Consider the following 11,768-nt stretch of genomic DNA (forward strand, 5'->3'; position numbering starts at 1 on the left):
ATATAAAGACGATTTAACTAGAATGATTTACTCAATTAAATGTCGATTTTCCAATACAGTCATTTTACCGATAGCTTGAAATCCCGATTTTTTATAAATATTGATTCCATCGTGTGAAGCTTGTAATACACAATAAGTATTTTTAAATTTTTGTGCTTCTTGCAGAAGGAAATTGAACATAGTAGATCCGAATCCTCGTCCTCTCATTTCTTCTTTAGTTGCTATGTCATAAATACCAATACTATCTTTTGAACATATCAATGAACCAACAGTTACGACTTCACCTTCATAAAATCCTAAAAATAGTTTCATATCCTCACTGTTCCATAAATCAAGATTAGAAATTTGATTATAGAATGCTTGTACATGTATACCTTCTTCTGATGTGCCGAATAGATTAGCTAATGTTTCTCCAAATTTTTTTATTTTTCCAGATGAAGATGCTTCTTGAATTGTAAAACTTACTGGCATGTTTATTGGTGGAGAAATTGTTTCTAAGTCTGCTACCATCGCAATATTCTGTTCCGCTTCTTTTAAACCGATTTTAATTAACTCGCTTTTTATATCTCGCTCTTGCTCCTCATCCCATAACCAAATACTCATTGGAAATTTTTTTGATTATAGTAGAATACCTCCTTATATAATTTCTCAATCCCTTCCGTTAAATTATTATTTAGTAGAGTAATAACATTGAATGTATCGGCAGGTAATCCGCAATCAACAGAAATATAATCTTTCGTTTCTTTTACACTCATTCCGGGCACAAATTGCGCAACATATGAAGTTTTAAACACAAAGTTATCTATTAGTAATTGTTTATAATTCATCAATAGTTCTCCTTTTCATAAAAAGTACTACTCGAATCCTTCTATATTAAATATAACATATTAGAAATTTACCTTTTTCTATAAAAAGTACTTCTTTAAATTGTGCTCTATAGTTTAAAATAATTAAAAATGATATAACGTTGTCGGAATGAAAAAAGTGGTATATAATAAATATTAACATTACTAGTAATTATTTTAGGTATTCCTAGAATAAAGGAGCGATACATATGAAAATTACTATTTATTTCGGAAGTCATGAAGATCAAGATGTTCGTACTATGGACTGTCATTTAGATGTAGAAGATACAGAAGAGATTGTTTCTGTATCATAATATAAATAGTTAGGGTAAACCCTATTCCTTACAGCGTTTAAGGCACCTTTTATAAGGTGTCTTTTTTGTTATATTTTCATCAAAAACCCTTTACTTTATAGCGTTTTAATAGTAAAATATAAATATACGAACAAATGTTCTTTTTATTTTAAACGTACATGAAGGGATGATTTTAACAATGGCTCCATTAAAGCGCAGAGGAAGAAAAAAGCAAGCACCTATTATTTCAAATACAGGCTTTATCGGCTCTGTCTTTATTGATACATTGGAGTTACAAAAGAAATCCTATTATTTCGCTCGTAAAAAACTTCAAATTGTTCATCGCGTATTAGATGGTCTCTCTGGAGCAACAAGTGCTTTATTTAAAGAACATAACATTTCAGCATACATGTCATGTGTGTATTTACATACACAAAAGAAAATTGGTTTTGTTCTTTCAACGAAACCATTTGAACAAAGTGATGGCGTTGCTTATTTTGTAAATTATTTAATCGAAAAGAATTTTTACGGCGACCATGACGAAGATGTAGAATATCAAGAAGTATTTAATACAGGTTTTATCGGTGTAGTATTCGCTGATTTGTCTAGTATAGATCGCTTTAATTTCGAGTTTGAAATGGGTATGCTAACGAAATTAATGAAAGATATGATTATTCCGGTTAAAGAACTCTTTTTACGCCATAATGTACCGGCTTACATCTCCACTTCTCATTTAGAAGAACAAAACAAATTAGGTTTCGTTCTCTCTGTAAAGCCATATGATGAACGCGCTGAAGCTGATTTATATTTTGAAGCGTATTTAAAAGAACGAGGATTATTTATTGGTGATGAAGAAGATGATATTGATAAAATTGTTATTAGAAAAACAGCTGAATTACGATAGAAAAGCGCAGGATGCTGATCCTGCGCTTTTTAAGTTACGTTAAACACTATAATCTTTTGAATGAATTTCTAAATTTAACTTATTTGTTAAAATTTTATTCAAAGTAAAAAATACAATCCCCCCTGCAATGGGAAGCGTGTAGGCTGGAATGAAATTTAATAATAGTCCTGATATTGCAAGTGCTATTGGCTGCATTATTTTACCTAAGCTTAATCCAATACTAAGAACTCTTCCTCTATATTCTTCAGGAATCTCATTTTGCATGAAATACATTAAAGGAATATCAATTTGTGCTATCATAAACCCTAAAAAGAACATAATCATGCAATACGTAGTAACATATACCAAATTATTTACTACAATAGATTTAAATAAAACAGGTATTCCTGAAACTATCATAAAAATTGCCAACATAAAACTTATTTTTTTCAATAGATAAGAATAAGAAAAACAATCAGTTATCTTTTTTACTAATATTGCACCAACTATCATACCTATCGGAAAAGTCCCTTGAATCATACCAAATTGCTTAGAACTAAGATTGAGAACTGTGTTAATAATGTATGGCAACGGAACAGTTACAGCAAAGCCTAAAAAGAAATTAAGTGAAATTAAAATACTAAAAGTATTTTTTAAGCTTTTCCGCTCCAATAAGTAAGAGTATCCCTCCTTTATATCTTCAATAAAATTAATTTCTCTAATTGAACATTCCTCATTTATGTTTTGCTCGCACAATTTAAAGTTTATAAACAATATGGATATAGCCGAAAGGATAAATGAAATACCGTTAATAATTATAAAAGTTTTCATATCAAAGACTGCAAAAACAATGCCCCCTAACATAGGCCCTAAAATTAAAGATATAGAATCGATAATTTTACTTATAGAATTAATACTCATTAACCGTTCTTTAGTAACCATATTCGGTTTTACGGCCTCTAATCCTATTCCAAAAAACGTTGTAAATACTGTCATAAGAAAGGTAGTAGTATAAATGATGAATAAGTTTAATCCATAATAGCTGCTTAATATATAAACAGTTATTAATAATAATCCGCTTAGTAAATCCATACAAATAACCAGTTTCTTTTTATCAACCTTATCAGCAATGACACCGGCAAATGGATTCATAACAATCATTGGAATCGTTCCTAATATGAGCGAAATTGCAAAATTTAACGCAGATCCGGTTATTTGTAAAACATACAATCCTAATGCAAAACTATAAATAGAGCTACCAAATAGTGATACTGTTTTTGCAATTGAATATAAACTAATATTTCTTAATTCTTGATTGCTTTTTTTATTTTCTATATGTAATCGTAAACTTCCCATCACTTTTCCCCCTGCCTAACTTTGTGTTACGTACATTGTAAGTTCTTGGGTCAACCCAATAGCAATATGTACTATTTGAAAAGTTTTAAGGGAAAATAAATAAAAGATGGGGTTAACCCCATCTTTTTCCGAAAAATGAATATGTATAAATTTCTTCTCCTTGAACAAAGAAATCCTCGTACCTTCCCCCTCGTATCAAATAATTTGAAGTACTTTCATCAATAGATTGAAACTGTAAATTTTCGATTTCTTTTGTTACTTTTGCAGATGTAAAATTCTCTCTGAGTCTAGGTGCAATTTGGCTATTTATACTAAATTTATTAAATAAAATAAATGAACTTAATAAATAACAATTGTGTTTAAAAAGGGAATTTAATTCACACAATAAGAACTCCTCATATTCAAAACTATAATTACTTGTACCTGATTGATCGATTACAATATCAACAGAATTATTCTGAATAGGTATGTTTAGAAAGTCGGCACAGATAAATACAATATTTCTTTTCACATTTCTTCTCTCAATTACATCTTTTAAAAGTAAAAGTTTATTCAAATCTCGATCAACAGCAATATATAAACACTCTTCCGGTAGTTCTTCATAAATATTTCGTAAAAAGAACCCAATACCAGACCCTAAATCAAGTAGTATTTTTTCATTTAAATCTAATTGCATTAGTTTCTTTTTCGCCCATTCTCCTCCTCTTTGAACATTTTCCAAAAAAGCAGTATCAGTTTCATGAATATAATCCGAAATAGAATCTTCAAGTGATTTCTTTTCATACGCTTTCACTGAGTTGCCAGCTGTTAAAACCCCTGAAATAATCGTGTATTCTTCACCACAATTACAAATTAACTTTCCCTCAATAATTTGATTCTTATTAATAATGCCATCTTCAAGAATTAAATTTCCGTTACACTTAACACATTTAAATAAATGAAGTACTTTTAAATCTACCCCTAAAATTGAACTCGAAATTTCAGTTTCTATAGATAAATTATGTAACGCTTCCTTTAATTTGCATTTTCGTTCCTCTAAAGTTTTTATTTCTTGTTCAATCTTTTCATATTTTACTTTAAATAAAGATTGATAAAAATTATCCTTTTCATAGTCTAAGGATTTCCCTAAATTTTTATAAAGAAACAGTTCTTTAATTTCATACAAGCTAAACCCTAGCCATTTGTACTCTAATATAAGTTCTATATCCTTTTGACAATACTCGTCAAAAAAATAGTGACTTCCTTTTTTCTCGGGAATAACGAGTCCGAGGTCCATATAATGTCTAATCGTATCTACACTTACATTATTTACTTCTGCAAACTTACTGATTTTCATCCTAATCACTACCATTTATATATTTGTTTATACATACTTCTTTATTATTTTAAAAAATCCTTTCATCTGCCTATACAAAATTATTTATGCTATGAAAAAGATGTAATTAATTTTAAAGTTTCGTCACATACCCATTAAGCTAAGCTTATATAAGTTTAGCTACTCTTTTTTAATCTTGAATTTAAAAAAGAGTAGCAGGTAGTACGTTTATGTCTATATATCTAAAAACTGTGAGTTCATGGATGAATTTAAAACTGCGGCGTAAGTACTGCAGTTTCTTCCTTTTTCATTGAGTTGAAATATGTAAAGTTACGTACTTTAACTGTAGCGGACTTGTACTACGCGTTCATATAAATTTTATAGACGTTAAGGATTTTGTTTTATGGGAAGTGTTCTTGCTATGGAATCGGAATTGTAAATATAGATGAACGTGATTCAAATCAAAAAAAGGTACTCCTAGAAGTACCTTTTTAACTATTCTATATGTGCGAACGTTTTCAAAAATTATTGGATATAAATTGACGTACGCATTGTATTAAATGGCGCGTTTATAGATGTTTTTTGGTATTCAAATGTTCCTTGTTGATGTCCAGACGCATCCCATTTGTAATACCAGCCAACGATTGGTTTTCCGCCGATTATTGTGGATCCAATACTTTTTACATTAGAACCATTCATTTTAGTAAACGGATTTTGACCGTATCCCATCTCTTTCGTTGTAATATATAAGTATTTTCCCCCGTGGTTACGTGTTGTGCTAAAGCTGTTTTGGTTAATTGTTTCTACTCCGCCCAGCTCAGACTCTACTTGTACGACGTTTAGTGAAGTAAGTGGTGCTGCTGGTCCAGCTGAAGCTTCTGTTGCCATCCCTAATCCGACGAACGCTGTGATTGCTAACGATGAAATCCCTAGTGCTGCTTTTTTAAACATAAAAAACATCCCCTTCCATCTATTGTTTTCTCTTTCATTGTTAATATAATCCTAATAATCTTATATGTAAATAGATTGTAACTGTAGAAATAAAAGGTAGAATATTCTGATTTATTAGCATTTAAAAATATGACTTCAACTTTTTTCGTTAAAGATAGTCATCAATCTCTAACTACCTAATGACCTCAAATAAACGCTATTCAAGTCATTTTAAGAGGTACAAAAGACCTTATAGTATATAAGGTCTTTCCCAACACTCTGAAAAAACCCGTGAATGATTCACGGGTTTTACTTTAATAACTAATTGCTATTGTTCCCTCACCTGCATGAACCGCAAATGAAATTGGTAATGGATATAATTTGAAATCCATTTCGGGGAATGCTTGTTTAATATCTGCAATCCATTCTTCCGCTCCAGCTTTATCGTTAGCATGGAACATATGAAGTACTTTTGGTAATTCTTTTTCAAGTTCATTTTTAATATATTCTCGACATTTTTGGATTTTACGAACTTTCTTTTCAAGTAAAAGCTCTCCACCTTTTACTTCTAGTATTAAGTTCACACTTAATAAACTTCCAAGTAAAAATTGAATACCCTTTACACGACCACTCGCATATAAACCTTTTAAACTCTTTGGGAATACATGAAAAGGTCTTCTTTTTTCATCTACTAATGTTTTGTGTATATCTTGTAAAGTCATACCATCATTGTATAACGATTTCGCTTTTCTAATTAATTCATCCATTGGATAACTTGTTGTTTCACTGTCTAATACAGTTAATGGAAAACCTGCCATTTCTGCAGCTAACTTCATATTTTGATAGGTTCCACTTACTTTTCCGCTAATAGCAACTGCAAATCCTTCTTCATATCCTTCTTTGCATTTTGTAAACAACTCTACCATTTCCCCAATATTAGGTTGTGAAGTAGTGACTATTTTACCTTCGTTTAACGCATTATAAACCCGTTCACGTACACCTTCTTCACAATCTTTGTACGAAATTCCATCAATAATAACTTCGATTGGGATAACAAAGTTATCTCCTTCTGTTTTAAAATTCGCAGTTGTACTATCAGTAATCCAAGCAACACGCTTCATGTTGTTCCTCCCTTAATTCAATTCCTCTTTTCTAATTTTTCTATATATTTATGTTATAAAAAGAGAATATCCCTGTAATAGTAACAGGACTTTATTATTTTGGCTATAGTAGATGTATATTAAATGTGACTATTTCTTGTCTATTCCACAAATAAAAAAGAAAATCAAGGAATTTGCTCGATTTTCTTCTTATTCATATACTATTTAAAAGTTTCATTATCTAAAATTACAACATAATCATTCGTTAATCTTCCTGCCTCTTTTGTATAACTAACAAGCCTTTGTATATTATCACAGCAAATTTTTGCTCCCCATACGAGTAACGGTATGCCAATAAAATCGATATGGAACCTTCTAGAAAACAGACCACCAAAAGTCATTGGTAAAGGTACGGTTGGTGATGTATTAGAAAAAATAATTTTTTCATGACTTTGATAATGTTTTTGCAAGATTTCTCCTAAATGCTTCATCGCTGGTACAACAACTTTTGATGCGCCACATCCAATCGTATATACAGGATGACCGTTTTCGTCTATTCCATGAAAAACAATTTTTCCCATATCTTCTGTTTTCAATTTATTAAAGTAATCTACATTCAAAATTTCTTCTTTTGTTAACTTACGATCCGTTGGTAATTTATTTAAATGATATGCTGCAGCTAGTGATGTTGTATGTGTACCGCCGAAGTCTGTGTAAATGTATATCATATTATCATCCCTTGTTGTAAAAGTTCAATGTTATTTAGTATTACCGTTCGCAACAATGTTAAACAAGGGATGCATGTATTTACGCTTTTTGTGTTAATTCATTATATTTTTTCCAAATATAATAACGTCTACTAATTACGGTGCCTAATGTAATACATAAAAAGGCATTTGTTACAACCATTAGTGTCTGGTGCGTGCTACCAGAAAACATACTTTGTTTAATAATAATTTTTACTCCTAAAATAACAAGAAGAATTATTGTACTTACCCAATTTCCTTTCCGTAGTACATGACCCGTTTCACTATCTAATCGAAATGTTAAAGCTTTCCCCCGTATAATTCCAATACCTAAGCCAATTCCAAGCATTACAAAAAACAGTAGTCCTTGCAGCAAAGTTATTTGTCCCATACGAATAATGGACTGAACTGTTACAAAGCACAACAAAGCCGGAATGAGCCAAATACGGTTTATTTTCACTTTTCGTTCTTTACTTTGCATCAAAACAATAATAAGAACAACAAGTAAAATATCCATTTAGAATCCTCCTATAAACTTGTTTATCTTTAAAGATTATATTCTCCTCTTTTCATTCCATAATTGAAATACAATAGCTACTTTCAAGTGTAAGATGGAAAATGTGAGTTCTCATCAGCCTTAAGCATTATTTATAAAAATAAAAAGACGTACTTTTTACTCGTACGCTTTTAATAACTCGTTTAAACTCCTATTTATCAACTAATTCCACACCTTTAGAATTAGTTTTACCCAACAATCGAATGTTAAATTTATTAATAGCTTTTAAAAAGATATTATAAATACAATATCCAACAATAGAACCTATAACATTACAGATCACATCATCAATATCAGTAATACGTCCCACTCCACTAAATAAAGACTCAATTAATTGTAGCAATTCAATACTAACTGATATAGCAAATCCTAATAAAATATTATTTTTGAATTTCGTATATTTATCCCATAAGATTGGTGCTGAAAATCCTAAAGGCATTAATAATAAAATATTCCCGCCTACATTTCTTACAATTAGACCAATCATAAACAGGGCATCCCCATCATAAGCACTACCAATTTGATTGATGTCTTTAATAATTGATGCAAATGGTATTATATTGACCGAGCGATTCAGATTTTCAACATTAGAAGGAAAACCAATTGGTAAAGGGAATAAAGTTACTGCAACAACCATACAAATGTAGACCACGAATAAAAAACTTATTATTTCTTTCCACCAAATCACATGTTTTTTATTTTTGGTACCAATTAATATTCCACGTACAATTAAATAACAAATAACCCCTAAAATAATAAACAAACTACCGTTGATCATATACAAATTGCTAACACGCCCTTTCATATGAATGAATAATTAAAATTTACAACTATATAGTAATGTTTTCGAATTCCAAAATCTATATAATTGTATATATTTTTATGAAATTATAAAACCCTTTATTTACTAAATAAAGGGTTTCTCGTTAACTAAAATATTTTTCAAAATAGAAACTATCATGAACCCGTTTAAATTATTTTTGTATCTCTTCTTTAATATCCATATAATTAAAAAGCTCTTTCTATTTCTGTCATTAATTTTTCGGGTCCTGCCCCTTTATTCGATGGAATAACTAAAGTGATTCCTAATTCTGGATATATAGACGAGCGAAAACTGACGCCTGGATCATATCCCATTATATGATATTTGAATACCTTGTTTTCTCGTGTTTCAATCCATATTCCATAGCCGTAAGACTGTTTATCATTTACTTGAATGTGGGGAGTTAAAAGTAACTTTGTATATTCCTTTCCTAAAATTTCATTATTAAATAGTGCCGCCCAAAATTTCAGCATGTCTGGTGCAGTAACATATGCACCTCCATCAGCTCCTCCTTTTATTGGTATAGAGTAGGCGTTTGTTCTCCAATTTTGGTTAGTTTCATCCTTTATATATCCTAGTGCTGTATGTCTTGGTAATCTATCTAAAGAAAAATAGCCAGAATCATTCATACCAATTGGATTAAATATGTTCTTTTCTATATACTCCGTAAATTTAAATCCCGTCTGTTCTTCTATTATTAATCCGAGTATGATAAAACCTGCATTGTTGTAGTGAAACTTACTTCCAGGTGTAAACATCATATTACTGTTTTGGAATAATGGTAAAAAATCTTTTAAGCTCTTTAATAGATACATAGGTGTTTGTTTCCAAAGATCTTCGAAGTTATCCATAATACTTTCATCAAAATAATCTGGTATACCAGCGCTATGCGTTAGTAGTTGATGTATTGTAATATCTTCATCAAAGTTTGGAAATTTTATCTCTAGACAATCTTTTAATTTTGTATGAAAAGAAATAACACCTTTTTCAACAAGTTGACAGATGCCAATTGCAGTGAAAATTTTACATCCTGAGGCAATGCCGAATCTTGTTTGTATCGTATTGCTTATACATTCACTTTGGTTTGCGTAACCCAATGCTTTTTCATAGACTAGTTTTTTTTCTTTTTTTACTAAAACTACTCCAGAGAAATCTATTTCCTTTTGTATTTCTTTTACAATTTTATTAATCTCATCTTTTGTTTTTATCACGACAACCACCCTTATCTTTCCAAATTGTACTTTCCCCTTATTAATTTTTCCATATAAAGGGGAAAGAACCCTCTTATTGAATACGATAAATTGTTAATGAGAACACAAAGTTTATTTCGAATTTATCCCGCATTAACGGACAGTAAGACCCCCACCTCAAAATTCAGTGGAAGTTAAGCGGGGGATGAACAAAACCCCCACTGATTAAAGTTTCACTTTATTGATTCAGTAGAATACAACTTAGATTGCAATGGGGATAAAGTAAACACACACAATACGATAGTGATAAATAACATTATTAATGACCCTACAATAACTACAAGTTGTATAGAAATGAACTGAGTCGCAACACCAGATAATATTGTAATAAAAATTGTTACTAACGCAATAATAAGCCCATATATACTCCCGATCCGTCCCATCATATGAACAGGGATGTTATTTTGGTAAAATGTATAAAATCCTGTATTTGCATATGCCATCGAAAAAGATAAAATAAAGAATCCAATAGCAGCTATTAAAAATACATTTGAAAAGGCATAAATTAAATAACCAATTGCGATGAATAATGATCCTATTCCAATTAGAAATGAAGGTGCTAATTTCTTTGACAAAATTGTATTTGTTATGGCACCTAATATATAGCCTGCACCAGCTATACTAACTAGAAAACCGTATTCACTATCTGTTAGTAGTAATACCTCTTTCGCAAACGATAGTTCAAGTGAATCAGTAGCAGTTGCTAATACGAACATACTTTGAAATAAGAAATACACATATACGACATACACATGTTTTCTACTAAAATTTATAACAGTGCTCCAATCTTTTTTTAATACTGTAAGGGATAATGTATTACTAGTTGTATCCGAATCTTTTTTCTTATCAAGGTTGGGTAAAAGTAATGTAATTAATCCTGATAAGAGAAATGCTATAGCATTCATATATATAGCGAATTCTGGTGTACCCGCAATTAATAATCCCCCCGCTACTGCTGGTCCAATTAGTGATGCACCAGATCCTATTAAACTACGTAGTGAGTTGAAACGTTGTCTTCGCTCTACTGGAATTAATTTCGTCATATACGTCATAGCAGTTGACTCATAAATTGCACTGGCCATACTTATAAAGAATACGAATACATAAACAATCCAAAGTGACGGAAGTAAAGGTAAAATAGCGATAAATAACGCACGATATATATCGAGGTGAATCATTAACTTCCGTTTATTTAAACGATCAATCATACTCCCAGACCAAGCGTTTGTAAATAAAGTGGCTAATGGTTTTATTACATATAAAGTAGCAACAGCTAAGGCTGAGCCACCCATATTATAGACAAGTACATTCAGTGCTATTAAGTAAATCCATGCCCCTAAATTCGCAATACCAACTCCGGACAATAGTAATAAAGGATATTTCCAATCTTTAAGTAAGTTTTTCATTTTTGGCCCCCGCTTTCCAAATTGTTTTACAACAATAAAAAAATCCCACCCCCAAGACTTTTAATCTTAGGGACGAGATTATCATCGCGGTGCCACCCTAGTTTGTTAATATGTCACCATACTAACCTTATCAGGTACTGCATTCTCATTCATGCTTATACCATAGCTCTATAACGGGAGCTCCCGTCACACCACCCCCTTCATAACAGGTTCCGGTGTACTGCTCAGAGGCTTGATTCAATAAAGAATTTTTACTCCTTTTCAG

Annotated in this window: 10 protein-coding genes, 1 pseudogene and 1 other annotated feature (1 of these 12 cut by a window edge); of the genes and pseudogenes, 1 reads left to right on the top strand and 10 read right to left on the bottom strand. The window is 30.9% G+C overall.

All coding sequences use genetic code 11. The annotated features are described in order from the left end of the window. Positions 1-27: 27 nt before the first annotated feature. A pseudogene (locus tag ASE54_RS13705) lies at positions 28-827 on the bottom strand (GNAT family N-acetyltransferase). Between the two features lie 510 nt (positions 828-1,337). Here ASE54_RS13705 and ASE54_RS13710 point away from each other — a divergent pair. Then, the gene (locus ASE54_RS13710) at positions 1,338-2,042 is read left to right on the top strand and encodes a hypothetical protein (RefSeq protein ID WP_000035360.1); all 705 of its coding nucleotides are present in this window, start codon (positions 1,338-1,340) and stop codon (positions 2,040-2,042) included. Positions 2,043-2,081: 39 nt separating this feature from the next. Here ASE54_RS13710 and ASE54_RS13715 read toward each other — a convergent pair whose 3' ends face one another. The 9 genes from ASE54_RS13715 to ASE54_RS13755 all read right to left on the bottom strand — a co-directional run bounded on the left by ASE54_RS13715 (position 2,082) and on the right by ASE54_RS13755 (position 11,503). Next, complete coding sequence (locus ASE54_RS13715) at positions 2,082-3,377, bottom strand: MFS transporter (protein ID WP_000535181.1); 1,296 nt, start codon at positions 3,375-3,377, stop codon at positions 2,082-2,084. A gap of 112 nt (positions 3,378-3,489) precedes the next feature. Next, positions 3,490-4,713: a MerR family transcriptional regulator gene (locus ASE54_RS13720; protein ID WP_000703286.1), complete on the bottom strand. Its 1,224-nt coding sequence runs from the start codon at positions 4,711-4,713 to the stop codon at positions 3,490-3,492. 504 nt (positions 4,714-5,217) lie between these two features. Beyond that, positions 5,218-5,643 (bottom strand): DUF4879 domain-containing protein, encoded by a 426-nt coding sequence (locus tag ASE54_RS13725; RefSeq protein WP_000472921.1) that lies wholly within the window; start codon positions 5,641-5,643, stop codon positions 5,218-5,220. 293 nt (positions 5,644-5,936) lie between these two features. After that, a complete protein-coding gene (locus ASE54_RS13730) occupies positions 5,937-6,743 on the bottom strand; it encodes a DegV family protein (protein ID WP_000831919.1) in 807 nt (268 codons plus the stop codon). A gap of 200 nt (positions 6,744-6,943) precedes the next feature. After that, a complete protein-coding gene (locus tag ASE54_RS13735; protein WP_000639425.1) occupies positions 6,944-7,450 on the bottom strand; it encodes a DUF3189 family protein in 507 nt (168 codons plus the stop codon). 79 nt (positions 7,451-7,529) lie between these two features. Next, the gene (locus tag ASE54_RS13740; protein WP_000353716.1) at positions 7,530-7,985 is read right to left on the bottom strand and encodes a DUF1453 family protein; all 456 of its coding nucleotides are present in this window, start codon (positions 7,983-7,985) and stop codon (positions 7,530-7,532) included. A gap of 190 nt (positions 7,986-8,175) precedes the next feature. After that, positions 8,176-8,808 (bottom strand): VanZ family protein, encoded by a 633-nt coding sequence (locus ASE54_RS13745; protein WP_000281840.1) that lies wholly within the window; start codon positions 8,806-8,808, stop codon positions 8,176-8,178. 224 nt (positions 8,809-9,032) lie between these two features. Further along, a complete protein-coding gene (locus ASE54_RS13750) occupies positions 9,033-10,058 on the bottom strand; it encodes a serine hydrolase (RefSeq protein ID WP_000598054.1) in 1,026 nt (341 codons plus the stop codon). Positions 10,059-10,270: 212 nt separating this feature from the next. Continuing rightward, complete coding sequence (locus tag ASE54_RS13755) at positions 10,271-11,503, bottom strand: MFS transporter (RefSeq protein WP_000793351.1); 1,233 nt, start codon at positions 11,501-11,503, stop codon at positions 10,271-10,273. A 65-nt stretch (positions 11,504-11,568) separates the two neighbouring features. Continuing rightward, positions 11,569-11,768, bottom strand: a binding site (T-box leader) (it continues 59 nt past the right edge of the window).

The organism is Bacillus sp. Root131 (assembly GCF_001429475.1).
Lineage (GTDB): Bacteria > Bacillota > Bacilli > Bacillales > Bacillaceae_G > Bacillus_A > Bacillus_A thuringiensis_S.